The sequence below is a fragment of the Erwinia sp. OLFS4 genome (assembly GCF_002752165.1).
GTDB lineage: Bacteria > Pseudomonadota > Gammaproteobacteria > Enterobacterales > Enterobacteriaceae > Izhakiella.
This window is the reverse complement of the sequence record NZ_MOMB01000066.1, coordinates 1-25,665: the sequence shown is the minus strand read 5'-3', so window position 1 is coordinate 25,665 and position 25,665 is coordinate 1. Positions and strand designations below refer to the sequence as shown.

Below are 25,665 nucleotides of genomic sequence, written 5' to 3'. Positions count from 1 at the left end.
ATGCCTATCTACGTTTATTCCACGCTTTCCAATGATCAGAATTACGCACTGGAAGCGGGCGGAACGGTATTTATTGCCGGAAAAGCCAATATCATGACCAAGCAAATGTACACCCCGCGTGGTCGTGTTACCGATATTACCGACGAGCAGTACGTCCTACTTAGAAAGAATCATGTTTTTCAGTTACATGAAAAAAACGGTTTTATCGCGGTTGAAGAAATAAAAGCCGATCCCGAAAAAGTGGCGACCAATATGGAAGCCAGCGACCTGTCAGCGCCAGATACGCCTGAATCTCTTGAAGCCGAAAATAAAGAGGTTCCGAAAAACAACAAAAAAGGTAAATGATTATGGATGCTGGCACCTTTCCCCTCGAAGCGTTTCGTGTTCTTTACCCGCAGTTTAACGATGTGCCTGCTGATGACCTTTTTATTATCGCAAAATCAGCAACCTGTTATTTCTCGGAATGTCAGGGGATCTGCACCAGCGAACTGTGGATGCTGGTGGTTGCACATATGTTGATGTTGCGTCAAATGGCGGCGAAAGGAGAATCCCCTTCAGGTGCGGTGACCAGCGCCACGATCGATAAAGTGGGCGTATCATTTGCTGCGCCGCCGACGAGTTCAAACTGGTCACACTGGTACAACCTGACGCCATTCGGCCAGCAATATCTGGCGTTGATTAAACGCTGTAGTGTACCGCGCTATATCGGTGGTATGGGAGAACGTGCAGCCTTTCGTAGCGTGGGTGGCCGGTTCCCGATGCGCGGGAGGCTAAGACGATGAGTAATTTTGCCAGGCTGAAAGCGGTCTACGATGAACTGAACAAAAAGCAGTTGAAGATCGGATTTTTTGAGCACAGTAAATACCCTGACGGTACGCCGATTGCTTATGTCGCGGCCATTCAGGAACTTGGGTATCCGGCTGGCGGCATCCCGCCCCGGCCTTTCCTGCGCCCGGCAATGGCAGAGAATGTCGCTGGTTACAAAAATCTCATCTCGCAAGCCGTTAATGCTTCTGTTGCAGGCAGTATTGCGCTTAACGATGGGTTGAATCAGATCGGAGCCAAAGCTGCGGGTGATGTACAGAATGCCATTCGTACCCTGACAACACCTCCGCTGGATACATCCACCATCCGGGGCAGAGCCAGAAGACACAGCAAAGGTAAAGCCTCAACAAAACCGCTGGTGGATACCGGACAGATGTTGCAGGCGGTCACTTATGCAGTGGAGGAAAAAACATGACAGATGAAGAAATCAGCGATTTTATGCTGTTGTCACCGGCTGTAGCGCTTGTGGATTTTGTTCGAAATAAAGAAGGTTTTCGTCAGATAGCGCACCGCGTGAGAGAGCTTTCCAGCGTTCCAGAACTTGAGCGTATTGACGCTTTTTCAATGGCATGCTTAGTAATGGGTGTGGAGAAAAATCAGGGTTTGAGTTAGTTAACATCCTCAATGATTCTTCTGCTCGTTCAAGTTTTAACATTACTCCCGACAGCCTCCGGTCAAGGATGGTTTTGGTGCAAATTACGGCACCGAAGCCAGCATAGCCCGTTCGATACAGGTATTTTTCTATTATGGGTTCGAAAGCATCCAGGTCTTCAGGAGGTTGCTCACCCAGGCACATCAAAATAATAAACAGATATTCATCGATTCTCAGGCTGTGTGGAATGCTGCGCAGAAATTCAGTTAGCGCCACGCGGGGATCTTCATGATTCAACATAGTTTCTTCCTTATGCATATTAACTTGTAAATATATCTCTTAACCGGGATGTAATCACCCTGATATCTCAGGGTGCGGTAAAACTGCGCTCTTATATGATGTCAGGCAGTGGAGGACAAATAATGTTTGGCAATCTCTACAACGTGGCCGCACGGGTGATCCCACAGCAGACGGCTTTCTGGTATCGGTTTAAGTCGCGCACTACAGACGACCTTGGCAAATGGGTCGCACAATACCATCCGCCCGAACCGGTCACGGGTAGCTGGCAGGCGGTGGATACACAGGATGTACAGGAAATGGGGCTGGTGACCGGCAAAGTTTATCGGCGGCTCTACACTTCGCACGATATTCACGCCATCCAGCGGGGGGATGCACCGGATTATCTGGTGTTCAACGGCAAGCGCTATGACGTTACCGGTGATGCAGACTGGTACGCACAGGACGGCTGGAAGTCTGTTCTTTGCATTGAGGCTGGAAACTATGACGGATAACGAAGTTTATATCGCCATCCGGCACCAGATGCTGGCGCAAATGAATGATGCGGGGCTTTCGATACCTGTTGTTGCCGGTTTCCAGTCAACAAAGCAAGGGAGGGAAGATAGCTTTGTTATGTTCTTTCCCATCAACGAGGCAGGCCACGGATGGCAGGCACGAAACTATCAGGTCGCTGGCACTGATGCGAATCACAAAGAAACTCAGTTGGTAGAAAAAACGTTGCAGGTTCAGGGGCTGGTTTCCGATGCCAGTGAACTTACAGCGACCGACCTGACTGCCACGGTTCGAATGATAGTGAACTCGCTACCTTTTGTTGATGCACTAAAAAAACAGGGTGTGGGGGCACAACGTGCTTCTGGTATTCGAACGCCTTATTTTATCAATGACCAGGGGGATTATGAACAGAACCCCTCGTTTGATTTTAACGTCACATTCCACCGCGAAATATTCCCAAATACCACAGCAGTAAAAGCGCTTTATCCTGATATTCACCGCATTTAATTAAGGTTTAACCATGCCAATCAAACAAACACGCTATGTCAGCATTGCGAGTGCGGTCATTGGCGCGTCTGCTGTACCGATGCGCAAACTGACGGGCCGCATATTCTCTCAAAACGCAAAAATTCCATCCAGTGATGTGCTGGAATTCGCCAGCGGTCAGATTGATGAGTTTCTGGGGGCCAGCTCTCCCGAAGCGAATTTTGCCCGGCAATATTTCAGCTATACCAGCCCGGCCCCCGTCAATAAACCGAGAGAATTGCAGGTAGCACCCTACGTACCAACCGGTCGGGCACCAACGCTTTCGGGAGGGGATGCGGCCAGTCTGGATGAGTTGAAGGCGATCACTACCGGAACACTCACGGTGATTATCGGTAATATTCGTAAAGAACTCACCGAAATCGATCTTTCTACGGCCAAGTCCTACGCCGATGTTGCTTCGACCGTACAGCAAAAGCTAAATGCTGAATCTGAACCCGCTTTCGCTTCTGCCAGAGTGACTTTTATCGCTATCAGCGGCACGTTTGAACTCGGTGGTGGTGTGCCAGAGCGAGCAAACATCAACGTTGGGTCTTCCGCTCTTGCGGATGCGATGGGTTTATCTCGCGGACAAGCCTTGCCCGGCAATACCGCGCAAACCCCGCTGGAAGCCTTTATGGCGGCAGAGAAAATCTCGGATTCATTCGGCAGTGCGACTTTTATCGACCCACTGACGCTCGAACAGGTCGTTGCCCTTGCTCAGTATGTGGCAGGTGAGAACGTGAAATACCAGCTACATCTGAATATTTCCGCAACGGATGCGGAGGCTTTTAGCGCGGCGTTGATAGGTACAGCGTCAACGGCGCTGAATCTTAAAACCGAGGATAATTTTTATGCTCAGGCGTTACCGATGGCGGTTATGGCGGCAACGGACTATGACCGTACAAACGCCACCACCAACTATATGTTTCGTCAGTTTGGCGTGACGTTCCCGGCACAGGTAACCGCCGATCTGGATGCCGACAACCTGGATAAGTTGCGCGTCAACTATTACGGCGAAACGGCGGTGGCGGGTTCACATATTGCGTTTTACCAGCGTGGTTTCCTGTGCGGGCCGGGTACCGCACCGCTGGACATGAGCGTTCATGCCAATGAGCAATGGTTAAAAGCATACATTGCACAGCAATGGTTTTCTTTATTGCTGGCGACGCGCGGCGTACCTGCAAACCGCGATGGTGAGGCCAGGGCAATGATGATTATCGCCGGAGCCGTGACCAAAGCAGTGAATAACGGCACCATCCTCCCCGGCAAAACACTCTCGGATGTACAGAAACTCGCGGTGGCCGATGCGTCTGGTGACGATTTAGCGTGGCACGATATTCAGGACAAGGGCTACTGGTACAACGCGCAGATTGTTGAAAATACCGGGCCATCTGGCTTGCCGGAATACGTGATGAAATACGTACTGATTTACGGTAAAGGCGACTGGGTACGTAAAGTCGAAGGCTCGCACAACCTGGTATAAGGACTAAATGATGAATGATGTATCTGCAACCGGCCTCAGCCTGTTGGTTCAGGCCAGTACAACCTTCCCGGCAGGAATACTGGTAACGGCTTTCGCCGATGATGCCGACCCGTTCGATCTGCCTGCTGTCGATATCGCCCAGACCGGCATGGATATCAATGGCAATCTGGTGTCCTGGTCAACACCAACCCCGCAGGCTGTGACGATAAACGTGCTACCGGGGAGTGAAGAAGATCAGAATCTGGCGATCCTGCTGGAGGCCAACACGGCGAAACGTGGCCGCAGACACGCTGGAGATATTATTACGCTCGTGGCGTCCTACGGTGACGGCGCGACCACTACCGCGCGAAACGGGAAAATCACCAACGGTAGTCGGGGTAACTCCGCTGCCAGCGGTGGGCGTCTTAAATCAAAGGCTTATACCTTTGTGTTCCAGGACTTTGACAGTACGCGCGTTCGTTAACTATCAGGCGGGAACATCCCGCCTTTTTTATTGGGGCCATTATGCTCATTAAGCCGAAAGATATTGAAATTAAAGATGTTGATGGTGAGATGCACACCTTTGTGATCAGCCGACTGCCCGCCACGCTGGGGCGTGAAATCCTGGCAAAATATCCGCTATCGAACGCACCTAAAATTGGCGACTACGAAATCAGTAAAGAAGCCATGCTGAAAATGATGGCTCATGTGGCAGTCGTGCGGGATGGTGCAGAAATTTGCCTGAAAACCCAGACGCTGATTGATAACCATGTACCGGACGGTGAAGCGCTGATCCGCCTTGAACTGGAGATGCTGAGGTACAACACCAGTTTTTTCGGCAACGCCGGGAGCAAAGGTTTCCTGCCTTACCTGCTGGGCAAAATCAGCGATTCGCTCCCGTCGATTATAAAAACGCTGATGGATTCTTTGCAGTCATCATCTCAGAAAAACTCGCCAGCTTCACAGAACTCAAAACCTCAATAGACCTGGAAGAGGCGATGGACTTGTGGGAAATCGCTGTGACCAACCGCTATAACGAGGCGCTCGCCGCCGCAGGAAACCGATAATGTCTCTGTTAGATACCTTTGTGCAGGTGTTTGAATTCGACACCCGGCAGGCCGACGCGGCGTTTAAAAATGTTCAGCGCTCTACCGACGATATTATTGATGGTATGAAACAGGCGCAGCATGAAGCCGATAAAGCGGCAAAAAGCGTCAGTGATTTTGCCAGCGGCACGGAAACCAGCGTTGCCGCATTAGCCCAGAAAACCCTTGGGGTACTCGGCGTATTGTTGGGGGTATCTTCCATTTTCAGCGAGTCTGTTTCACGCGCGGAGGAAGTGGAGGCGCTTGATAAGCTGGGCAAGAAGATCAATGTGGCAACGGCGGATGTGGATGCTTTCGCAGGTTCAGTTGCCGAACTGGGGGGCGCGAGGGAAAGCGCTCAGGCTGATTTGTCGGCAATGGCAAAAGCCTTTGGCGGCACCACGGACTCTATGGAGAAAATCCTCGCTACAGCAGATAAAGTAAAGGGGATGAACTTTGATAAAGCCAAAGCGCACCTTGCAAACCTGGGGGTGACGGACGACAAAACGATTGAGTTGATGATGAAGGGCCGTCATGAGATGGAACGCATGATGGGCCTGCAAAAAGAATACTCTGGCATTACCAAAGAGAGTATTGAACAGTCCCGGCGCTTTAACCAGGCCATGCAGGGGTTCAGGCAATCATCCGGCCTGTTAAAAAACAGCTTCCTCGAAATGGTGTTGCCTTACCTGACTAAGGGCATGGAATGGTTGAGTAAATTTGTTGGTTTTTGCCGGGAAAATAAGAACCTCATCATCGGTTTTTTCCTCGCGGTCGGTGTGGCGGTCGCCGCGTACTACGTTCCTCCGATGCTTGCCGCCGCTGCTGCCACGCTGGCGGCAACCTGGCCAATACTCGCTATTATCGCCATCATTGCCGCGCTTGCCGCCGCGTTCGCGCTGGTCTACGACGACATCATGAATTTTATCGACGGTAATGATTCAATGATCGGGCGAATTCTCGATGCCTATCCTGAACTTAAACAGGTCATTATGACGCTGTGGGAAGCATTCAAGGCCCTGTTTGAGTACCTCAAAATCGCCGCTAAATTCGTTGCTGATGTGGTGGTTGACGCTTACAACACAATGAATAACGCCCTGAACCAGTTTATTGGCTGGTTGCTGGAGTCAATAAAAAGTCTGGTTAAATGGGGAGCACAGTTCGGGGGCGTCTTCGATAACGTGGCGGATGCTGTTGTCGGCATATTTACCTGGATGTGGGAGCAGGTGCAGAAGGTGATTGGCTGGATAAGCGGCGGTCTGGAAACCATCCAGAAAGGCTGGTCAAAAGTGAAGGGCTGGTTCGGTGCTGATGATGAAAAAGAACTCACCGTAGAGCGCAAAATCAGCGCGGAGGGAGAGGTGACGCACCGTATTCCCGAAGCTGAACCTCCCTCACCACAGCAGGATACACAGAATATGGTCGAGCAGGGGAAAGCCCAGATTGCAGCGGCGAATAATCACCCTCTCAACCCCGTGACCAGCCAGGCGATCAGCAATCGTTCCAGTGTGAAGAATGAAACCACCCTGAATATTGGGGAAGTGAAGGTTGAAACCAAAGCAACCGATGCTAAGGGCATGGCGGCGGGCACGAAAGACGCATTGCAGGAGCAGTTGCAGGATCTGGGGCAGCAAACGCAAACGGGGCTGGCAATATGATCACTGACGTAAAAATCTTCGATACCGACAGTTTTACCACGCTGTTTGAAACCGCCAGCCCGATAAAAATCAATGTCCGCGACGAGCATAAGGCGACCACTTTTCAGGTCGAGTCAGGGGAAACCCGTAGCGATCATGTTGTTGTGCAGGCCGTGGAGATTGGCATGGATCTGATTTTATCCGGTGAGCTTAAAAATGCTTTTGGCCTGATGCAACACGCCTGGGAACAGAACAAGCTGGTAGGTATTCAGACCAGAGTTAAAACCTACCAGCCCATGCTGCTGGTCAATTTCTACCACGATGAGACCGCTGAGAGGGCCGATGCTATCCAGTTGTCTTTACGGTTCACCGAGTGGCGCAGTGTAACACCCGAATACGGAGATCTACCGCCCAAAAAAGTTCAGAAGCCATCGCAGTCCAGTACCGTTAAAAGGGGCGGTGCACAGACAAAATCGGTATCCGAAGAACGGAAAAAATCGGTTCTGGTCAGGGTATTGGGAGGATAAACACGATGCGTGAAATACCGTTAAACCCGGTGCCGAACCAGCGCCTGCAAATTACCATTGATGATAACCGCTGGGATCTGACGATCAAAGTCGCGCGAAATATGATGGTGTGTGACATACGCCTCAATGATGAGGTTGTCATGCTGGCAACCAGGGCGACAACAGATGCACCCTTAATACCTTATAACCATCTGGCCTCAGCCGGTAATTTTGCGTTTATCACAGAACGGGATGCTCTGCCCTGGTATGAGGAATTCGGCAAAACGCAAAGCCTGGTATTCTGGGGGCCGGATGATTGATTTAAGGCGGATCAGGGTGGGGGTAGAAGTCAGCGGGCGTATACAGTGGTACGAGGGGATGCGGGTGAAAGCCAGCGGCACCAAATATGCGAATCCGTTGCAGAATGAATGCACGGTCAGCATTGATGGCCTGAATGCAACCACCCGAAATATGCTCCTGACGGAAACCAGCCCTTATAACAAAAGCAAGCAGCCTGCCCGGCTTATACTGGAAGTCGGGCGGGTGAGTACCGGCGTATTTCGCCTTTTCGTGGGGGATATTGTCAGTGCTGAACCCTCCAGCCCGCCTGACGTGACGCTGACGCTGAAAGCAAAAACGGGTAACGGCAGTGCGCGGGATATCGTGGCAACGTCCTCCGGCGCGATGAGTAAGCTTAGTGAGATATCCGTAGGGATTGCGCGGGACTGCGGTGTTCGTCTGGATTTTCAGGCCACGGATAAAAATATCGCTAACTGGTATTTTTGCGGCTCAAAGCTGAAACAGGTCGAACGGTTGCAGGATGGTGGTGGCGTTAAAGCCTTTATCGATGATGATGTTCTGTATGTGAAGGATTCTGCGCAAGCGGTCAAAGGGCGTATCAAAATCGTTAACCAGAATACCGGTATGGTCGGGCTACCCAAAGCCACCGAAAAAGGCCTGGACGTGACCTGGCTTATCGACGGTGAATCCAGCCTGGGCGGTACGTTACGGCTGGAGAGTAAATTTAACCCTTCTTTAAATGGTGATTACATCATCGAGCAGCTTAAGTTCGATGTTGCGTCACACGACGATCCCTTCTTTTATCAGGCTACCTGTAAACGGGCTTAACCAATGAATAAACCGAATACCGATATCGCCAGTGAATCCAGTCTGGCAGGACAGCTTATGGGCGCTTTTCGTAACCTGATGATGAACACCGACGATATGTTACCCGCAACGGTGGTCAGTTATGACGATGCCACGAACCGTGCGGTGATTAAACCACTGGTGATGATGGTGTCAACCGAAGGGCAGAGAATCCCCCGCGCCCCGGTTCATAATATTCCTGTTTTCCGCTTTGGCGGCGGCGGGTTCTTTATCCGGGTGCCGCTAAAACCGGGAGATTTTGGCTGGCTGAAAGCCAATGATCGCGATATCAGTCTGATTTTTCAGCGCGGCGGTCTGGAGGATGAGCCTAATACCCACCGGCTGAAATCATTCAGTGATGCGATGTTTTTTCCAGACAGCGTTAAAGGCTGGATGGTGGATGGCAAAAATATTGATGCGCTGGTGCTCCAGTCGCTGGATGGCAGCGTGTGTCTGGCGTTGCATAACGATAAGTGCGTACTGGATACGCCAGTGTTTGAAGTTAACGCCGGTGAGAGCATTTTTAACGGCAACCTGACGGTGAACGGCAATCACCAGATCAACGGTAACAGTGATTCAAACGGTGGGACGATGCGGCATAACGGTAAAAATATTGGTGCGGATCACCTGCATGGCGGTGTTCAGCGAGGTAGTGACAACACAGGAAACCCATTATGACCCTGACTATACGAAATATCACGGAACTGGACGATGTGATTAGCACTCTGTCCATCGATGGCTATTCAGATTCGGAAATAAAGGAACTGACAAAATATCTTAATGACGACCCGGATACGGTAACTGACATTGACTTTCTCATTAGCAGTAAACGGCTGGAGATGATTCAGTGTTTGAGCCGTGATTGGATAGTCAGAAAGCTAAAGCGCCTTGCTGAGGGTGATGATGTTATAGCAGCCGTCAATGCGCTTAAAGTTTTATCTGAAATATCAGAAAGACGGTAATTAATCTATACCCAGTTTATCGCTCAATATCTTACTGAAGATCTTAGCTGCTGCGGCTTTGACGAATGTAAACGGTGCCTCGGCCAGTTCTTTCTTTACTTTTTCAAGTACAGGTTTTTGGTTAAGCGCATTGGCAAAATCAATGCCGCTTTGGGTGAGCCGGACAGGAACCTGAAATTTTATGATGTTCCCATTAAGACCGAAAGTAAGGCCAACATCTTCGGGGCTGTTGCATGTCAGATTTTTATTGCTGATGAGGCCATTTTCAACAATCAGAAGGAAATGGAACAGGAAATCTTCATCGATGATACCGGAATCTGTGCCCTTGATAATGTCATCAATGGTTATAAATGTCCTTTTACTTTCCAGAAAAACACCAAGTAGTTTTCTGATTATGTCGTAATCCGGCTTCATGGAGTTATCCGCTTCCCTTTCACTGTGCGATGTACGGTAACAAAAATACCAGGATAAATAAAATGGCACTCTGTGTTTTAGTCAATGACGCTCACGATATCTTAACTGGCGGAGCTTCGAAATGATGACGTTTGATGTTAATGAAGGTAATGATATTTATCTCGGAAACGATGGCAACCTGGCTTTGGTTCGTGATGAAGAAGCGGTGAAAAATTGCTGCATGCACTATGCCAGAGCGTTACGGGGTGAAATGCTGCACAGGATGGACAAGGGAATACCTTACTGGAAAACCACCTTTGGCCGCGATGCTGATTTGCCAATGTTTGAGGCGGCGTTCCGCGACCGTATGCGGGAAATCTCTCAAGTTCTGGCAGTCGATTCCTTTTCTGCATCGATTGAAAACAACGAGCTTCATTACACCGCCGTGATCAGCACCCTCTACGGGAGGATAACGCTTAATGTCTGATTATCAGTTTATAGCAAGCACAGGAGTGATTATCCCTGACACTTCAACGTTGCGGGAGCAGGTTGAAAATGAGTTCCGGGATGTCTTTGGTCAGGAAATTGACCTGTCGCCGGAAACACCGCAGGGCGCACTGGTCACAATGGAAGTGGAAAATCGGGACGCCATCGCCCGCAATAACGCAGAACTGGCGAACCAGATTAACCCGGATATTGCCGGGGGGATCTTTCTCGATGCTATCTGGGCGCTGATGGGCGGGCAGCGGCTGTCCGCAACACATTCTTTTTTGACGAATGTTGAGTTTGCAGGCGTACCACAGACCCTGATACCGAAAGGTTCTCTGGCCGAAACGCAGGCAGGAGATGCGTTTGAAACGACCAGCGTACTGATTATCGGGAATGATGGGGTAACAAAAGGCGATATGCGCTCGGTTGAAACCGGGCCGGTAGGCTGTGGGGTGGGTGAACTCGTCCGGGTGGCAAGTTCGGTTCTTGGCTGGGAAACCGTAAATAATCCGGCTGATGCCGTGCTGGGGAGAGTAGCGGAATCCGACATACGTACCCGGCGTCGTCGCAGGAATACGCTCGCCAAAAACACGGTGAGTGTCGGAGAGGCGATCACTTCGGCGCTGTACGATATCGAAGGCGTGGAATCCCTGTCGTATCGTGAAAACTATACGGATGCGGATCAGGTTATTGATGGCGTTCCGCTGGTCAAACACAGTATCTATGTTTGTGTCGATGGCGGGCCGCGTGAGGAAATCGCTGTTGCTCTGCTACGTACTAAAACAGTAGGGGCCGCGTACAACGGCAGCGAAACGGTTGAGGTAACAGAGCCGTCCAGTGGTCAGGTGTATAACGTCAAATTTGACAGGCCAAAGGAAATTACCGTGTTTTGTCGGGTGACGGTGCGCAAAAGTCCCTTTGATGCACAGACCCTGATCCCCGATGCGGTTGAAAAATGGGTAGCCGGTGAAACCGATACTGATGATGGCCTGGCGGTCGGGCGTGACGTTTCGCCGTTTGAAATTGCGGCGGCGGTCAATGTGGCTGAACCGCGATTATTTGTGCTGAAGGTCGAGTTATCCACCGATGGCGTGACCTGGTCAACAGACGTGATCCCCGTGCAGATAAACGCCGTTGCCAGACTCAGGCGCAACGCCGTGCAGGTGGTTATCTTATGACAATACAGTCCCTTGATTTTCATTCCGACATGCTGAAAGCCATTCTGTGGCAGTATGAAAATTCGGATAATATTAAAGCACTTGCGCACTATAAATCTGAGTATTTTAACCGGGCGACAGTGGCGTTCTGGCGTAACTGGTATCGCGATGTGTTTAATATCGATACCGCGAATGATTTTGGTCTGGCGGTATGGGGGCGCATTCTGGATGTGCCGCTGGGTATTGATGTTCCACCCAGCGACAAAAATAAAATCGGTTATGGTTTCGGCGCTAATAAGCGCAATTTTAAATCCAACTTCAGGCGCAACGCCGATTACACGCTGACGCTGACCACAGCGCAAAAGCGCCTGTTGGTGAGAATGCGCTATTTCACCCTGACGGAAAGCCCGACGATTACCAATATCAACGCCTTTCTTCAGCGTTTTTTCAGTGATGAGAACGGCAAAGTATTTGTCCTCGATCCCCTCGATATGTCTTACATCTGGTACGTGTTTAATTTCAACCCCGATGAAAGATTGCGCCTGCTGCTTGATAACTTTGACCTGCTTCCACGTCCTTCTGGAGTAGGGGCTAAATACCGCATTGTCACCCGACAGGCATTCGGCTTTGGCGAAAACCGTAAAAACTTCACAAATAACTTCGGAAACTAAACCATGACTAAAGTGTTTAAAACGCCCTTCGCTGCGCAGGGTGACAGGACTGCTGTGCCCGTAGAAACGCAGGCTGACGGCTCGGTGTCTTACACTCAGGGCTATGGCTATGACTATGAGCGCGATCAGACGACAGACCCGGCAGCGAAGGATATCGAACGTGAGAAGATGAATGCGCTTTTCCACGATGTTACCGAGGCCACTGGCGAAATGCAGCAGTTCGGTTCTGCTAACTGGTCAGAGGATGGAAAGCCCTATCCGATCCGCTCATTGGTTTACTACAGCGAGAGAACGTGGCAATCCAGAATAAAAAATAATAACGAAGAACCCGGCAAAGGTAGCGGCTGGATAGAGCTAAAGGCGGATATCAACCCCGTTGATATGTTGTACCCGGTCGGGATTGTGACGTGGTTTGCACAGAACAAAGATCCGAATACGCTTTTCCCCGGCACTACGTGGAAATACATTGGGGAGAACTGCACGATTCGTCTGGCCAGCGCTAACGGTAGCGATGTGATGACAACGGGCGGCTCCGACTCGGTAACACTGGCTACAGGTAATCTTCCCGCACACGGGCATACGTTTTCGGCCAATACCAGTAGCTTTGACTATGGAACTAAAACAACCAGTACTTTTGATCATGGGACGAAACAAACTGATGTGCAGGGTCGGCATACCCACGGTTATTTGGGATATAACGTTAACGGGGGAAATGGTAGAAATGAACCTTATATACAGTTCGAAGTTAACAAACAAACGGATCCTGCTGGTGAGCATGCCCACAATGTGGCGATAGGAGCACACAACCATACTGTTGGCATTGGTGCCCACTCGCACTCGGTATCGGGAACAACGGCTAATGCAGGTTCCGGCACAGCATTTTCAGTTACTAACTCATTCATTAAACTGATGGGCTGGTACAGAAACGCATAATTAAAGTGCTAAAATACGCCCCACAGGTTCGGTTTTACACCACCTGTTCTTGTAGTCGGCTGTGGGGCGTCCAAATGAATATCGCATTTTTTTACCAAGTGATTCACATAATGAATACGCTGCATGAACGTTGACCCATGTCACAATCGTTCCTGGGCAGAATGAGTCGTGAACCGTGTCATAACCACCATTGATATAATCAAACGATATCCATTCGGGGCTGTCAGCTTTCATGATCAATTGAAATGCACAGGGGGTATCGTTCAGCAAAAGAACATGACCAAAGAAAAAATGCCGCAAGTTAGTAATCATGTCTACGAGTTGGTGATAGTTCCCATGTTTATTGCCCCACCTTTTCTCATAAAGTTCAAAATAAATAGATACTAGTTCATCAGGTGAATACTCTGACTGGTCAACTACTTTCCCGCCTGCTTTGATAAATCGTTTTAACTCTCTGTTTCTGCTGTTTTTAGTCGATGAGGAAAACCCCTCTTTTCCACATCCTTTAGCAATGCAAATCCCTCTGTTACTATTTTTTTTAAATGTTAAGTTAAAAATAGAATTAGCATTGATGTTTGAAATAATTTTTGTTTTTACGGGAATGATTATTTTTGTTCCAGGGGATACGGGTAAAATCAGTTCATCTTTGTTAAAAGGACAGTATTCCATGTCTAGCTTTTTTGTTACTTTGATATCCCCTGCAAGGTGTGATCCCAACCAGGTGCAGAATGAACCAACAGGAACACCACTAGAGTCACGTTTTACATAAAAAGTCGGTTGGCAGTCGTAGCGAGAGTGAAGAAATTCCAGAACTTCTGGATGTGTCACAAAACTCCCGCCATACAAGTTGTGGCATTGTTTATAGTCTGATGCGGTTCCCACATCCCAGCGCAAAATTTTAGAAATGAAAAAATGTTTCATAGTGGTAAAATTCAACCATCCATTTATTGATAAAGCCTCTTGCGAGGCTTAACGTTTTTATCGTCCTATCACTTTATCAGCCGCCACGCGGGACAGGAAGCCGGAACGGCTGGTTATGTTAAGCGTGCATCAAAGCCATGAGATCATCTTTGTGCACTACAAGGTAGTCCGCGCGTTTCGCCAAATCAAAAAATTCTGCCATAGTCGCAACATGCTGATCTTCGCGTAAAACCTGTGACAAAGTGATGTTACCATTTTTCAGTGTGAGTAACAGGCGTCCATTGGCAACAGGAGACGAGTCTTTGCCAATATACTCACCATCAAGTACCAGACGATGAACATACTCAATTGCCTGTGGTAGCTGCGATGCCTCTAACTCATCAATGTGGTTAACGTTAAAACGATGGTGAATCAGACTGTATGCTTCCGGGTACATCAGACTTTTCTTTCCGACGAGCATGTTGATCGCATCGCGTAATGGGGTTCTCTCATCAGTGCTGGTGGATTTGCGCTTAACTTCGCCAGTAGTCCAGTACTCGTACAGAACATCATCGCATTCATTCTGGTACTGGATCACGCGCGGACGAATTTCTGGTCTGACTTTGTTAGGGCTGATAGTCTGAAGCCAGCCGTTCAGTTTTCGTAATGCTAGGCAGATCACATCACGAGATTGAGTATCTCCTGGTAGCTGCATTGCGATTTTAACAATGCAGCTTTTAAACCGGTTTTTCATTTTCGTAAACTGAGAGGCCCAATCCATCCCCATACCTTCAACAATCGGCTTCATGGGGGTATAGGGTTCGCCATTATGATTCACAATGTAAAGCCGGGTGCCATGAAAAGATACTGCGATGGTTTTCATTTAGCACCTCCCATCACGATTCTGGTAACCAGGAAGGATTTGGCCTGCGAAATGGCAGGGCTGTTAGCTGCGATACGCATGGCTTCGCGTTCCAGCAGTTCGGCCAGCTTAAATTTATCGGCACAGTCAGATTTTTTGAGAAGAAGTTTTACCAAATTGACGTAATAGTCATGGGGTAGATTAGCCATATTGACCTCACTGATTTTTTTCGAATTACCACTATCGGAGTGGTGCCGGGAGGTTCGAAACGGCTCAGTGAGACCGCGGACTTATTTCCCTTACGGGTGTTGTATTCGTCGCCCTCCCGACATTGATCGGGTTGTGTCCGTATACAACGTCCACTAAATGACAGGCATAAAAAATCCAACACTTACGGGGTTGGTTCTGACCGCACTGAGAAGAGGTTTCGACGCCTCGCTGATGATACTAGTAAATCGCTTCGTAGCTTGCAAGAACTCTTTCCCCAAAACATATGCTAACTATTTGTTATTGTGGCATTGCTTGGTGGTGTTTTTAAGTCGTTTCTTGGAGGTGGGCGTTAGGATATAATTATAATTATCAATTGGTTAACGTAATTTAAATCATATACTGTTGCGTCATCTGGAATGGTTCGAAGCCGCAGACCTGATTGTTAAAGGTATGGAAGGCGCCATCGCTGCTAAAACCGTGACCTATGATTTTGAGCGTCTGCTTGACGGCGCTAAGCTGCTGAAATGTTCAGAGTTTGGCGAGGCGATTATTAAGAATATGTAAGTATCAGCTTGTTACGCAGAGCCGGCACGGGAATAAACTGATGCCGGCTAACTGTTTATATACTGTTAGCCGACGTATGCTGATAATATCCTGACGGTTGCATTTTTTAAAATTTCCCACACCTGCTATTATTTTGAATATATCAACGCATTGTTACCGGCAAGGCTATCGCTGTTAGTTAATGATATATATGCTCATCAGCATTGCATTAATCTTTTCAATATTTCTGATAATCTAAAAGTATCAGACTAAAAAGAAATAACACGTCCAACTGATTCAGTTCTGCACCAGCGGTTTTTGTAATCACCGGTTGGGCGGCCAAAAGAGTAGCGCATTTTTTTACCGGATGATTCGCATAATGCATAGGCTGATTGAATATTGAGCCAGGTGACAACGGTTCCAGGACAAAATGTGTCAAAAGAGGGATCGTAACCACCGTTAATATAATCGAAGTTAATCCAGTGCGGACTCTCAGCTTTCATAATTAACTGAAAGGCACAGGGCTGATGGTTGAGTAACAATACATGACCGAAAAAAAATGGGCGAAGATTACTTATCATATCAACAAGTTGATTGTAGTTGGCATGGTTTTTTTGCCATCTTTTTTCATATAGCTCAAAGTAAAGAGATACTAACTCTTCAGGCGAGTATTGAGACTGATCGACAATTTCTCCGCCGGCTTTTATAAAATGTTTTAATTCCCGGTTGCGGCTATTTTTAGTTGCCGAGGAAAAGCCGGCTTTATCACATCCTTTAGCGATGCAAATGCCTCTGTTGCTGTTTAGCTTTACACTGGCATTGTAAATATTCTTCGAATTAATATTCGACAGTATTTTTGTTTTTATCGGAAGAAAGGTCCGTAAGTCAGGGTGTAGCGGTAATATTAACTCGTCTTTGTTAAAGGAGTAGTACTCCATGGCGAGCTTTTTGGTTATCGGGCCATCGCCGGCAAGATGCGCCCCTGACCAGCTACAAAATGCACCGGCGGGGCTGCCATCAGTATGACGTTTGACATAAAAAGCAGGCTGGCAGTCGAAACGTGCGTGAAGAAAGTCCAGTACCTGAGGGTGGGTGACGAAACTTCCTCCGTAGAGGCGGTGACACTGCTGATAATCTGCGGCGCTACCCGTTTCCCAGCGAGAGAGCTGAGCGAGCAGAAAATGTCTCATGATGGTAAAACTCGTGGATAAATTTATTTATCAATGCGGCCTTACTTTATCAGACCGGGTCCCTTTTTAGGCTGACATTTTAGCACTGTTGTCAGCAACAAGATATGTTATTAATTGTTGGTAACTAAGTGATGGTAACGTTGATGTTTCTTGTCATTCTTGCAGCCACGCAGGCGCATTTTCGGCGGGGCCGCCTGGGCAGCAGGGCACGGGCATTAATCAACAACCGGTGCGTTTGCCCTGAAACCTGAAGGCCGACAAGGCGCAACGCTTAGCCTGCCGGGCGGTTGTTGTCAGGTTTCAGCATCACAAGCATACCGGTGGGTTATAGGGTATTGGGGCGGAACGTGCTGGGATCGCCGCCAGCGTGATCAACGCAGCGGCGAAAAGGATAACCAGGGTGCCGGTGGTGCTGATTCACCAGCGTTTTATGGCAAGGGGCGACAGGATTACAACGCGTTAATTAACATATAACCCAGCGCCGTCATTAACAGGGAACCGGTAACATGCACAAAAATGGCGGTGAAAGCCCAGGCGACGTTGCCTGCCTGCAACGCGCTAACCACTTCGGCGGAAAACGTTGAAAAAGTTGTCATCCCTCCGCAAAGGCCGGTGGTGATCAGCAGCTTCCATGCGGGGTCCAGCTGCGGATTTTTCATAAACCAGGCCATTGCACCACCAATGATAAAACCGCCTGCAAGATTCACCAGCAGCGTGCCGGGGGGGAGGGACGGGAAAGTCGGGTTAAGTTTGACCGCCAGCAGCCAGCGAATAACGCAACCCATCGAGCCGCCTAAAATAACAGCCAGTAATGACTTCATCTGATTGACCTCTCTGTCAGCAACCTGAGGAAAAGCCATCGCGTTGTTGCAGGAGCAACGCCTGGCCTCCCCTGAAGTAATAAGGGTAAATTTAGCCAGGCGTCATCAGCCCTGAAGAGGGCGGTTGGGGCAGGTGGAACGCCATCACCCGTTGCGGGCAATATAGCGTGCATGATGTTACGAATCAATCACCATACATGCTGTGTAAATTAAGGCAGGTCAGATAACATCGTCGGGTGTTCTTTGTACTACTACTTCCAGTGCTTTACGCAGAATATCCTGATTAACCGGCTCCTGTTCCAGTTCAAGGTGGACCAGCAGGGCACCAATGATATCTTTATTACTGATAAAGCTTTTGTGTGCAGATAATTCAGCCATAACATGGGTGATGACTTCAGATTCACTTTGCAGGACGTCGGCACTGTCTTTAAAAAGCCCGGCAATGCGGCCAGAGTATGGTGCGACAGTTTCAGTAATATCGGTCATGGCGTAGCCTCAGATAATAGTGTAGCCGGGAAAAAGCGCGGGGTCAGACAGCGTCATTCTGTGCCAGCCTTTTGCATCGTTGTACAACAGTGACTTTGCCAGATGACTGGTCTTACCCCTATTATCGCGCTCTGTGAAGGCCATTGGCTCAAATGGCATCTGTAAAAGTCGTTTAAACTTATACAATAAAAATAAACTTGTACAATAATATTTTGAACAATTCGTGCTTTATTAAACCAGGGCTAAACAATGTTATTACTGGCTTTCTGCGTCTGTCTGCCAGGCTGACAAAAAAAAGCCAGCTTAGCGGCTGGCTGAGGTGTGAACTGTTGTACAGGTTTTACAGCGTGCCAGTGCCCCCGTCGGAACACCATACCTGGCCTGAGACATAACTGCATTCGGCGGATGCCAGCGTGACATACAGCGGTGCAATTTCTGCTGGTTGACCCGGTCTGCCGGTTGGTGAGCTGGCACCAAATGCCATCACCTTGTCCATTGGCTGGCCGCCGCTGGATTGTAGCGGCGTCCAGTAGGGGCCAGGTGCAACTGCGTTAACCCGGATACCCTCTTTTGCCAGCTGCTGGGCCAGCGTTTTAGTGAAGGTCACGATGCAGGCTTTGGTCTGGGCGTAATCCAGTAATATTTCACTGGGGTTAAAGGCCTGTACCGAGCTGGTATTAATGATTGTCGCCCCCTGAGTCATGTGATCCAGCGCGGCTTTGGTTATCCAGAACATGGCATACACATTGGTTTTAAAGGTGGCGTCGAAATCTTCAGTTGAGAGGGTGCGGATAGATTCATTATATTGCTGACGTCCGGCATTATTGACCAGCAGGTCCAGCCCCTGTAATTGTTCGGCTGCGCTGTGAACCATCTGACGGCAAAAGGTTTCATTGCGGATGTCGCCGGGCAGAGCGACCGCCTGCCGACCTTCAGCCTTAATCAGTGCGATAACCTCTGCAGCATCGGATTCCTCCTCAGGCAGGTAACTGATAGCGATATCGGCGCCTTCGCGGGCATAGGCGATAGCCACCGCACGGCCGATACCGGAGTCGCCTCCGGTGATCAGGGCTTTACGTCCCTGCAATCTGTCCGAACCACGATAATGTTGTTCACCGTGATCGGGACGGGGGATCATTTTACTGGCAAGACCGGGAGCCGCTTGCGGTTGTTCAGGAAAGGGGGGCGTCGGATAGTCGTTACGCTGTGCCTCCCGGGTCAGATTACGCTGTGTTGTCATCGTATTCTCCTTCCGGTGAGTGAAGGTTAACTATAGACAATGCTCAGCGATTTTGCCGGAGACTGCGTCAGACACTTTGCGTTGTTTACGTGGGTCTATGCGTCGCGTTTGCCAGCAGCTGCTTGATCTTGTTCAGATCTTGTTCTCCCGCCGGCTGATAAATCATCAGGCCTAAATCGGGCTGGCGATCGATGGTAAAGGTGGCGTATTCCAGCGTCAGTGCACCACATTGTTCATGCCAGATCTCTTTTGTTCCTTCACCAAAACTCTCGACGTCCTGTTGCTGCCATAGCTGGCGAAATTCGTCGCTGACGGCACTCAGTTCGTCAACCAGCGGCTGGGCATTAATGCCGTGACGTGTGGTTTCGCTGCGCAAAGTGGCAACCAGAAAGCGTGCTATCTGCGGCCAGTGCGGGACAGTGTTTTTTTTCTGTGGATTGGCAAATAACAGACGTAACAGATTACGTTCCCGCGGCTTCATCTGCGGGTAATTTGCCAGCACCACGGTGGCGGCCTGATTCCAGCCAACGATATCCCAGGTGGCATTTTTTACCAGCGCCGGACAGAAGGTCAGCGCATCCAGTATGCGCTGTAACCTGGGGGATATCTCCTGTTTTTGTGGCTGGCGGATATGCGGCAGGCGATGTTGCGCCAGTAAAAAAAGATGATCACGCTCAATGGCATTCAATGCCAGTGCATGAGCCAGCCGTTCCAGCACTTCTGCCGATGGCGCGCCACCACGTCCCTGTTCCAGCCAGGTGTACCAGGTTGTGCTGACGTTAGCCAGCAGCGCAACTTCTTCCCGGCGCAGGCCCGGCGTGCGTCGGCGGCCAACAGAAAATCCTAATGCCGCCGGATCGAGACGGGCACGTCTGTCTTTCAGGTAGTGCCCCAGTGGATTCACGTTTACGTCGCTCATTACTTTATCCTGCCAGTAACCGGGTTTCAGCTCAGATGGTCAGCCTGGCTATCACCATAATCGTTGTCATGGCCGTGCGCTATGATCTTTTGCCACTGGCGGATAACCGGCTCGCGCGCGGATAGCTGAAAAATGCCGCGGAGATTGTGCTACGGGTGATGAAATATACGGCAATGGGCAGTAGACAGCGGCGCATATAATCTGTCAATCAGACTGGCACTAATCTGTTTTTGGTCAAAACTAAGAAAAAAGTGATTATTCCGGGCGTTATACGGTTGGAAGCCTGGCTGTCGGGCTATAAGATAAGCCCCAAATTCAGATGAGGAGAATCACGTGTTACAAGCCGCAACTGTTGAAAACTCACAGGAAGACCAGCTGGAAGAGGCAAAAAACATTGCGCTGGGATGGCGTATTGTTGGCCAGGTTGAACCACAGTCGCTTGAGGAGGCGAAAGACATGTTGCAAAGCAGTGCAGAATACGCCGCGCGCGTTTATGACATTCTTTATCAGGTTCTGCGCGATCGCGAGGGTTAATCCGCAGGTGTGACTGTCCGGTAAAGGTCGGGACGGCGCGCTGTTGCCGGCGGCGGTGTCCTGCCGTTTGTAACGCGATTCTGCGCGGCATGTTCAGGCTGATAACCCCTGATTTCCTTGCAGTCCGGTGCTTCCTTAATGCCTTTTTCTCGTCAGCTGTCGCAATGGGCATGATTTAGTCTTTTTTATGCCACAGGATCTTTTACGATAAATATCAGCGGTGCGTTACCTCACAGAGGCAGGACCGGACAGTGGCTGGTGGAGGGCGCCAGTGGAGGCGTGAGCGGTGACTGTTCTATACTTATCGTTAAAATGACAATGGAGGCAGATAATGAAAAAAATGAGGTTGTTGTCAGCCATATTGCTCAGCGCAATGCTGTCAGCCTGTGCATCAGACACATGGATGCTGCATATGAAAGATGGTCGTTCGGCAGTGGCGCAAGGGAAACCGGAAATGGACCGCGCGACCCGGCAGATGATTTACACTGACGAAAGCGGCAAGCAGCAGGCGGTCAGTGAAAGTGATATTCAGTCTATGTCGCGCATACGTTAATTTATTTACGGCCAATGAATATCGGTGTGGTGATAAACGGGAGCGAATATGGATATTGTGCTGACCCACAATCCCCGGCGTGAGGATGTTGATGATATACGCCGTGGTTTAGTGGATTATAATCGCCAGTTTATGGATATCCAGCGTACCAGTCCGTTGGGATTATTCATCAACGACCCACAGGGGAAAAAGCTGGCCGGATTAACCGGCAGCCTTTCTGGCGACTGGCTACGTATAGAGATGCTGTGGATTAGTGAAGCGCTGCGGGGACAGCAGGTGGGCACGCGTCTGATGCAGGCAGCGGAAGAGGAAGCCCGTCAGCATCAGTGTCGCTACGCGCAGGTTGACACCGCCAGCTTTCAGGCGCGGCCTTTCTATGAAAAACTGGGTTATCGTGTTGGCTGGGTGCTGGATAATTATCCCCATCCCGGAGCGCAGCGCTTTTATCTGACGAAACATCTTTAGCCGGTTGTTCTGCAGCAATTGATGTCGCCGCTGCGTAAGTCGAGCGGCGTGTTTTCTGCTTCGTCGATGATCGCCAGCCAGCGTGGCAGATCGACTTCCTGCCAGGCCTGCTCGCCCGAGGTGGTGGTTAACAGCAGCACGTTGGGACGCAGGGCGCGGTAAAAGTCGAGGCTTTGCTGCAAAGACGCCGTGTTGCTGTCGTCTGTCAGCATGGTTACCCACTGGCCATTATATAATGTCAGGGTATCCCCAACGAACAAATAGGTTATGCCGCCAGGAGAAGCATACAGATAGCTGGTGCTGCCGGGGGTATGACCCGGAGTAGGCACGACGTGAAAGCTGCCACAATGGACTTCGGCTTCGCTGAAAGTATCATCTGGCTCGGCAACGCGCGTGACGGCACCCAGCGCTTTGTTGTGACAGTAAAGTGCGGCATTAAAACGTTGCTGAAGCAGTGGCAAAGCAGGGCCAGCCTCGTGCCAGTGTGTCAGATAATGGCGGAATATGCCGCCGGCTTCGTCAATCGCCTGATGATCGAGAGGGTTTTCCATCCGCGAAATCAGAATATTGCCGCGCAGGTGTTTTAGCAGAAAACCATGCATCACCTGCGGCGGTATCGCTGTGTTTTCCGTCAGGACTTCCGGAGTGGATACCCATAAATCTTCATAAATCTGCATCATGGCGTACACTCCTCATGCGGCAGTCAGCGTAGCGTCGGGTGGCCGGAAAGCGTCAGACGGCAACGCGTCCCTTCTGCCTGCAGATGCCCGTGAGCCCCCAGGGGCAGGGTTACCGTGTCCCGGTCATGGCCGAAAGGCAGGCCGGTAATCACCGGTAAACCGGTTCTCTGGCTAATCAGCTCCCAGACGCTGGCAAAGTTGTAACCGTGATCATAGTCGGCCAGGTTACTGCCGGTAAAACTGCCGGCAATAATGGCGCGCTGACCAGCAAGGATGCCGCTGTCAGTCAGCTGCAGCAACATGCGCTCGATACGAAACGGATGCTCATTGACGTCTTCTATCACCAGAATCCCGTCGTTAATTACCGGCAGCCATGGCGTTCCTGCCAGCGATGCCAGCATTGACAGATTTCCACCCCAGACCGTGCCAGTAACATCCAGGGTGGTGGCGGATGTTTGCCACTCAAGATGTAATGTAGAGCAGGTCAGTGCCTGCCAGAAGTGACTTAGTGTGAATTCGGATAAATGCTCAGCGCCAAAGTTGCCCGCCAGCATCGGGCCGCTGAAGCTAATCAGACCGCATTGACTGAGCAACGCCATCTGAAGCGCGGTAAAGTCACTGTGACCGCAAATGGCCAGCGGTTGTCCCTTCAGTCTGACTGCCAGGGCAGCAAAATCAAGGAAGGGTAGCAGCCGGGTTGCACCATAGCCGCCGCGTACCGCCAGTACGATGTCCGGGAGCTGTGGGCTGTTGGTCAGGTGTTGCCAGTCCGCGAGGCGTTGTGCATCGCTGCCTGCGAAACGCTGAAAACGCCGGATGATCACCTCCTCGCCGCTGACCTGATGACCGAGCCGGAGAAAATAGTCAACGCCGCGTCGGGCTGCGGCCTGGTTCTGACAATAACCGGACGGGGCGATAAGCTGAATATGCCGGGAAACTGAGGTTGTCATTGCCGATAATCCACCAATACTGTGAAGACAGTCATGATTAAATCACTTTAAGAGTATCGGTATTTTTACTCTATTAACAGCCTGATATGATAGCGCGCGAGATGACGACGCAGGAACAGACTGGTGAAGAAACCTACGCTATCACTTTGTGCACTGGCTTTATTGCTGGCAGGCTGTGCCAGCCAGCCGACATATCAATCACCGCAACCATCACAGCCAACGCTTTCCCCGGAAAATACAACGCCGCTGACTAAAGCTCCCCCCAGCGCAGTGGCGGATAGCTGGTCACTGTTCACTGAGCAGGCCTCACGGGTCTATGGCGTTGATCAAAAGCTGATTGACGCCATTATCAGCGTGGAGTCCGGCGGCAACCCGACGGTAGTCAGCCGTTCTAACGCCATTGGTCTGATGCAGATTAAAGCGTCCACGGCAGGCAGGGAAGTATATCGGGCCCGGGGACGTCACGGACAGCCCAGCGGTCGCGATCTGCGAGACCCGGCAATCAATATTGATATTGGCACCGCCTATATCAGCTTGCTGAAGAAACAGTCGCTGGCAGGAATACGCAATCCGGAAACGATGCGTTACGCTCTGATCGTTGCTTATGCCAACGGTGCTGGTGCGCTGTTACGCACCTTCTCGTCCGATCGTGAACGGGCGATTGCGATGATTAATGCTATGACGCCAGAAGCTTTTTATCAGCATATTCAGCGCAGTCATCCTGCGGCACAGGCGCCGCGTTATCTGTGGAAGGTGACCACCGCTTGGCGCACGATCAGCTAAGCTGTTACTGAAAACGGGTGGTTTTTTCCCGCGCCAGACGTTCAAGGGCAAAAATAACCTGTTGCAGCTGCCGCTCCTGAGCCGGTGTCACCGATGCAAAGCGAAAACTCAGGCGCGGCGTGACCCGCCTTTCATTTTTACTGCTGATGACGCTGCGCTGGCCGATGCTGATCAGCTGTACATCCATCTGAAACTGCCCGTAATCGCCCATGTCGACGCGCAAATTTTTCACCAGTTCGCCTGGTGATAAGCCTGGCGGCGGTGGGCTATTGCACAATACGCCAATGCCGCCCAGTGACAGATCGTGCAGACGAAAACGCTGGGTACTGCCATCCGGCCACAGGCAGGTGCACCAGAATATCGGTTCAAACGGCAGATGAACGCGGAAGAATTGACGGCGCTGAATAGCCAGCAGCTGGTCCGGCAGATCGGCGGAAAAAGCGGGCAGGTTGTCATAGCTGACGTGGCTGAGCGATCCGAGGGTCAGTTCTATGCGTGCCCCCTGTGCATCGGCAGTGAAAAAGAGCGTTTCAGCTGCCAGTGCCAGCTGGTTATCAATGCTGTTACTGCTATAGTCGAGCATCAGCTGTTGCTGATCCACATACAGTAATTTAGAAATAAACTGGCCGCGTGCATGTGAAACCATCACCGGTGTCTGTGACTTGAGCAAATCCTTTAGCGTATTACTGACAGCCAGAGGGCCCTTTTTGAGAAACTGCTCATTATCGACCTCTTCCACATCCCGCTCCGTTACTTATATGACCGCTCGATCAGGTTTGAAGTTTTATCGTCGGAATATCGGCAATCCTGGTGACATCTTTAGCTGATCACGGGCCTGAAATGTGCACTTTTGAATCAGATGATGCCTGGAATATTCTGACTCTGATATTTCCTTCTATACTTGTTTGCAGAATTCCTCAGTAAATCAACATCAGGAGTGATGAAATGGTATCCCGGAGACAGGTAAAGAACGCGCAGGAAGAGAGCGAAGAAGCGGTAACAAAAAGCAGCTGTGCGGCGATGGATGAACTTTGCAATCTGACGCAGGTTTCCTGCCGTTATATTAAAGAAAATCCCTGGGCAGGGGTTGGTCTTGGTGCCACCCTTGGTTTGGTTGTTGGCGCATTACTTAGTCGCAAATAAGGAGAAATAACAATGGGCATTATTGCATGGATTATCGGTGATGCCTCCAATTAGTAGAACATGTGTTTCTCGATAAACGCTCCAATGACTTTTTCGTGGATCTCAACTGAGCGCGAAAAGCAGATTGTTTTACGAGCCAACCGTTTAATGCGGGTGCGGAGCGTCAGGTTATTACGTTCAATGCGTTGGGTGAAAATTTTGCCCGTCAGATGCT

General features: G+C 50.1%; 37 protein-coding genes, 1 pseudogene and 1 riboswitch. Of the genes and pseudogenes, 24 read left to right on the top strand and 14 right to left on the bottom strand.

Going from position 1 to position 25,665, the window contains the following annotated elements; translation table 11 throughout:
* Genes BL249_RS16815 through BL249_RS16805 form a run of 3 tightly spaced genes read left to right on the top strand, consistent with a single transcriptional unit; the run spans position 1 to position 1,240 of the window.
* A complete protein-coding gene (locus BL249_RS16815; protein ID WP_099706821.1) occupies positions 1–345 on the top strand; it encodes a hypothetical protein in 345 nt (114 codons plus the stop codon).
* Complete coding sequence (locus BL249_RS16810) at positions 342–782, top strand: DUF4054 domain-containing protein (protein WP_099706820.1); 441 nt, start codon at positions 342–344, stop codon at positions 780–782. Before BL249_RS16815 ends, BL249_RS16810 begins: the two co-directional genes overlap by 4 nt.
* Positions 779–1,240, top strand: a complete 462-nt coding sequence (locus tag BL249_RS16805; protein WP_099706819.1) for a hypothetical protein — start codon at positions 779–781, stop codon at positions 1,238–1,240. The genes BL249_RS16810 and BL249_RS16805 overlap by 4 nt, the downstream gene beginning before the upstream one ends.
* Before the next feature lie 21 nt (positions 1,241–1,261).
* Here the strand turns inward: BL249_RS16805 and BL249_RS16800 are convergent, their stop codons facing one another.
* A complete protein-coding gene (locus BL249_RS16800; protein WP_014544082.1) occupies positions 1,262–1,717 on the bottom strand; it encodes a hypothetical protein in 456 nt (151 codons plus the stop codon).
* A gap of 122 nt (positions 1,718–1,839) precedes the next feature.
* On the opposite strand from BL249_RS16800, the gene BL249_RS16795 reads away from it, so the two are divergent.
* The 11 genes from BL249_RS16795 (at position 1,840) to BL249_RS16745 (ending at position 9,529) form a co-directional block, all read left to right on the top strand.
* Positions 1,840–2,208 (top strand): phage collar protein, encoded by a 369-nt coding sequence (locus BL249_RS16795; protein WP_014544083.1) that lies wholly within the window; start codon positions 1,840–1,842, stop codon positions 2,206–2,208.
* Positions 2,198–2,713, top strand: a complete 516-nt coding sequence (locus BL249_RS16790) for a phage gateway protein (protein WP_099706818.1) — start codon at positions 2,198–2,200, stop codon at positions 2,711–2,713. The genes BL249_RS16795 and BL249_RS16790 overlap by 11 nt, the downstream gene beginning before the upstream one ends.
* A gap of 13 nt (positions 2,714–2,726) precedes the next feature.
* Positions 2,727–4,214 carry a DUF3383 domain-containing protein gene (locus BL249_RS16785; protein ID WP_099706817.1) on the top strand — a complete coding sequence of 496 codons (1,488 nt, stop codon included), beginning with the start codon at positions 2,727–2,729 and terminating at the stop codon, positions 4,212–4,214.
* Between the two features lie 10 nt (positions 4,215–4,224).
* Positions 4,225–4,677, top strand: a complete 453-nt coding sequence (locus BL249_RS16780; RefSeq protein WP_041474485.1) for a phage tail fiber protein — start codon at positions 4,225–4,227, stop codon at positions 4,675–4,677.
* 41 nt (positions 4,678–4,718) lie between these two features.
* Complete coding sequence (locus BL249_RS16775; RefSeq protein ID WP_048913410.1) at positions 4,719–5,177, top strand: hypothetical protein; 459 nt, start codon at positions 4,719–4,721, stop codon at positions 5,175–5,177.
* Between the two features lie 82 nt (positions 5,178–5,259).
* The gene (locus BL249_RS16770) at positions 5,260–6,936 is read left to right on the top strand and encodes a hypothetical protein (protein WP_099706816.1); all 1,677 of its coding nucleotides are present in this window, start codon (positions 5,260–5,262) and stop codon (positions 6,934–6,936) included.
* Positions 6,933–7,442 (top strand): phage baseplate protein, encoded by a 510-nt coding sequence (locus tag BL249_RS16765; RefSeq protein ID WP_099706815.1) that lies wholly within the window; start codon positions 6,933–6,935, stop codon positions 7,440–7,442. Before BL249_RS16770 ends, BL249_RS16765 begins: the two co-directional genes overlap by 4 nt.
* Positions 7,443–7,447: 5 nt before the next feature.
* Positions 7,448–7,741, top strand: a complete 294-nt coding sequence (locus tag BL249_RS19300) for a phage baseplate plug family protein (protein WP_241898911.1) — start codon at positions 7,448–7,450, stop codon at positions 7,739–7,741.
* Positions 7,734–8,549, top strand: coding sequence for a baseplate hub protein (locus BL249_RS16755; RefSeq protein ID WP_099706813.1), 816 nt, complete (start codon positions 7,734–7,736; stop codon positions 8,547–8,549). The genes BL249_RS19300 and BL249_RS16755 overlap by 8 nt, the downstream gene beginning before the upstream one ends.
* 3 nt (positions 8,550–8,552) lie before the next feature.
* Positions 8,553–9,245, top strand: coding sequence for a Gp138 family membrane-puncturing spike protein (locus BL249_RS16750; RefSeq protein WP_099706812.1), 693 nt, complete (start codon positions 8,553–8,555; stop codon positions 9,243–9,245).
* Positions 9,242–9,529 carry a hypothetical protein gene (locus BL249_RS16745; protein ID WP_099706811.1) on the top strand — a complete coding sequence of 96 codons (288 nt, stop codon included), beginning with the start codon at positions 9,242–9,244 and terminating at the stop codon, positions 9,527–9,529. The genes BL249_RS16750 and BL249_RS16745 overlap by 4 nt, the downstream gene beginning before the upstream one ends.
* Here the strand turns inward: BL249_RS16745 and BL249_RS16740 are convergent, their stop codons facing one another.
* Positions 9,530–9,943, bottom strand: coding sequence for a DUF2513 domain-containing protein (locus tag BL249_RS16740; protein ID WP_099706810.1), 414 nt, complete (start codon positions 9,941–9,943; stop codon positions 9,530–9,532).
* A gap of 121 nt (positions 9,944–10,064) precedes the next feature.
* Here BL249_RS16740 and BL249_RS16735 point away from each other — a divergent pair, with 121 nt between their 5' ends.
* From BL249_RS16735 to BL249_RS16720, 4 genes are read left to right on the top strand one after another with little or no spacing between them, the layout of a single operon-like run.
* The gene (locus BL249_RS16735) at positions 10,065–10,409 is read left to right on the top strand and encodes a hypothetical protein (protein ID WP_099706809.1); all 345 of its coding nucleotides are present in this window, start codon (positions 10,065–10,067) and stop codon (positions 10,407–10,409) included.
* On the top strand, positions 10,402–11,589 hold the full coding sequence (locus tag BL249_RS16730; RefSeq protein WP_099706808.1) for a baseplate J/gp47 family protein: 1,188 nt from the start codon (positions 10,402–10,404) through the stop codon (positions 11,587–11,589). Before BL249_RS16735 ends, BL249_RS16730 begins: the two co-directional genes overlap by 8 nt.
* Positions 11,586–12,239, top strand: a complete 654-nt coding sequence (locus tag BL249_RS16725) for a DUF2612 domain-containing protein (protein WP_099706807.1) — start codon at positions 11,586–11,588, stop codon at positions 12,237–12,239. Before BL249_RS16730 ends, BL249_RS16725 begins: the two co-directional genes overlap by 4 nt.
* Before the next feature lie 3 nt (positions 12,240–12,242).
* Complete coding sequence (locus BL249_RS16720; protein WP_099706806.1) at positions 12,243–13,172, top strand: phage baseplate protein; 930 nt, start codon at positions 12,243–12,245, stop codon at positions 13,170–13,172.
* Here the strand turns inward: BL249_RS16720 and BL249_RS16715 are convergent, their stop codons facing one another.
* The 3 genes from BL249_RS16715 to BL249_RS16705 form a co-directional block, all read right to left on the bottom strand.
* On the bottom strand, positions 13,173–14,093 hold the full coding sequence (locus tag BL249_RS16715; protein ID WP_099706805.1) for a Mig-14 family protein: 921 nt from the start codon (positions 14,091–14,093) through the stop codon (positions 13,173–13,175).
* Between the two features lie 118 nt (positions 14,094–14,211).
* The gene (locus BL249_RS16710; RefSeq protein WP_099706804.1) at positions 14,212–14,955 is read right to left on the bottom strand and encodes a phage antirepressor N-terminal domain-containing protein; all 744 of its coding nucleotides are present in this window, start codon (positions 14,953–14,955) and stop codon (positions 14,212–14,214) included.
* On the bottom strand, positions 14,952–15,143 hold the full coding sequence (locus tag BL249_RS16705) for a hypothetical protein (RefSeq protein ID WP_099706803.1): 192 nt from the start codon (positions 15,141–15,143) through the stop codon (positions 14,952–14,954). The genes BL249_RS16710 and BL249_RS16705 overlap by 4 nt, the downstream gene beginning before the upstream one ends.
* Positions 15,144–15,540: 397 nt before the next feature.
* Here BL249_RS16705 and BL249_RS16700 point away from each other — a divergent pair.
* Positions 15,541–15,708: pseudogene (locus BL249_RS16700) on the top strand (NADP-dependent isocitrate dehydrogenase); the annotation flags it as partial.
* Between the two features lie 248 nt (positions 15,709–15,956).
* Here the strand turns inward: BL249_RS16700 and BL249_RS16695 are convergent.
* The 5 genes from BL249_RS16695 to BL249_RS16675 all read right to left on the bottom strand — a co-directional run bounded on the left by BL249_RS16695 (position 15,957) and on the right by BL249_RS16675 (position 20,343).
* Positions 15,957–16,877, bottom strand: a complete 921-nt coding sequence (locus BL249_RS16695) for a GNAT family N-acetyltransferase (RefSeq protein ID WP_099706801.1) — start codon at positions 16,875–16,877, stop codon at positions 15,957–15,959.
* Positions 16,878–17,326: 449 nt separating this feature from the next.
* Positions 17,327–17,698: a fluoride efflux transporter CrcB gene (crcB, locus tag BL249_RS16690; protein WP_099706830.1), complete on the bottom strand. Its 372-nt coding sequence runs from the start codon at positions 17,696–17,698 to the stop codon at positions 17,327–17,329.
* Positions 17,699–17,787: 89 nt separating this feature from the next.
* A riboswitch (Fluoride riboswitch) is annotated at positions 17,788–17,856 on the bottom strand.
* A gap of 61 nt (positions 17,857–17,917) precedes the next feature.
* On the bottom strand, positions 17,918–18,184 hold the full coding sequence (locus tag BL249_RS16685; protein WP_099706800.1) for a biofilm development regulator YmgB/AriR family protein: 267 nt from the start codon (positions 18,182–18,184) through the stop codon (positions 17,918–17,920).
* Between the two features lie 340 nt (positions 18,185–18,524).
* Positions 18,525–19,424 (bottom strand): SDR family oxidoreductase, encoded by a 900-nt coding sequence (locus tag BL249_RS16680; RefSeq protein ID WP_099706799.1) that lies wholly within the window; start codon positions 19,422–19,424, stop codon positions 18,525–18,527.
* An 85-nt stretch (positions 19,425–19,509) separates the two neighbouring features.
* Positions 19,510–20,343, bottom strand: coding sequence for a helix-turn-helix transcriptional regulator (locus BL249_RS16675; protein ID WP_099706798.1), 834 nt, complete (start codon positions 20,341–20,343; stop codon positions 19,510–19,512).
* Positions 20,344–20,676: 333 nt separating this feature from the next.
* Here BL249_RS16675 and BL249_RS16670 point away from each other — a divergent pair, with 333 nt between their 5' ends.
* The 3 genes from BL249_RS16670 (at position 20,677) to BL249_RS16660 (ending at position 21,895) form a co-directional block, all read left to right on the top strand.
* The gene (locus BL249_RS16670) at positions 20,677–20,877 is read left to right on the top strand and encodes a hypothetical protein (RefSeq protein WP_099706797.1); all 201 of its coding nucleotides are present in this window, start codon (positions 20,677–20,679) and stop codon (positions 20,875–20,877) included.
* Positions 20,878–21,208: 331 nt separating this feature from the next.
* Positions 21,209–21,430 (top strand): YgdI/YgdR family lipoprotein, encoded by a 222-nt coding sequence (locus BL249_RS16665; protein ID WP_099706796.1) that lies wholly within the window; start codon positions 21,209–21,211, stop codon positions 21,428–21,430.
* A gap of 48 nt (positions 21,431–21,478) precedes the next feature.
* On the top strand, positions 21,479–21,895 hold the full coding sequence (locus BL249_RS16660; RefSeq protein ID WP_099706795.1) for a GNAT family N-acetyltransferase: 417 nt from the start codon (positions 21,479–21,481) through the stop codon (positions 21,893–21,895).
* Here BL249_RS16660 and BL249_RS16655 read toward each other — a convergent pair.
* Positions 21,892–22,575, bottom strand: coding sequence for an MBL fold metallo-hydrolase (locus BL249_RS16655; RefSeq protein ID WP_099706794.1), 684 nt, complete (start codon positions 22,573–22,575; stop codon positions 21,892–21,894). The two genes, BL249_RS16660 and BL249_RS16655, sit on opposite strands and share 4 nt — an antisense overlap.
* A 23-nt stretch (positions 22,576–22,598) precedes the next feature.
* Complete coding sequence (gene ldcA, locus BL249_RS16650) at positions 22,599–23,525, bottom strand: muramoyltetrapeptide carboxypeptidase (RefSeq protein ID WP_099706793.1); 927 nt, start codon at positions 23,523–23,525, stop codon at positions 22,599–22,601.
* A 120-nt stretch (positions 23,526–23,645) separates the two neighbouring features.
* On the opposite strand from ldcA, the gene BL249_RS16645 reads away from it, so the two are divergent.
* Entirely contained in the window at positions 23,646–24,308 is a 663-nt protein-coding gene (locus tag BL249_RS16645; RefSeq protein WP_446717725.1) for a transglycosylase SLT domain-containing protein, read from the top strand.
* A 4-nt stretch (positions 24,309–24,312) separates the two neighbouring features.
* Here the strand turns inward: BL249_RS16645 and BL249_RS16640 are convergent, their stop codons facing one another.
* Entirely contained in the window at positions 24,313–25,047 is a 735-nt protein-coding gene (locus tag BL249_RS16640; protein ID WP_099706791.1) for a flagellar brake protein, read from the bottom strand.
* 206 nt (positions 25,048–25,253) lie between these two features.
* On the opposite strand from BL249_RS16640, the gene BL249_RS16635 reads away from it, so the two are divergent.
* Complete coding sequence (locus BL249_RS16635) at positions 25,254–25,451, top strand: glycine zipper domain-containing protein (RefSeq protein ID WP_099706790.1); 198 nt, start codon at positions 25,254–25,256, stop codon at positions 25,449–25,451.
* A gap of 50 nt (positions 25,452–25,501) precedes the next feature.
* On the opposite strand, the gene BL249_RS16630 is transcribed toward BL249_RS16635, so the two are convergent.
* Positions 25,502–25,665 (bottom strand): IS1 family transposase (locus BL249_RS16630; protein ID WP_241898819.1); only part of this gene is annotated, 164 nt, incomplete at its 5' end.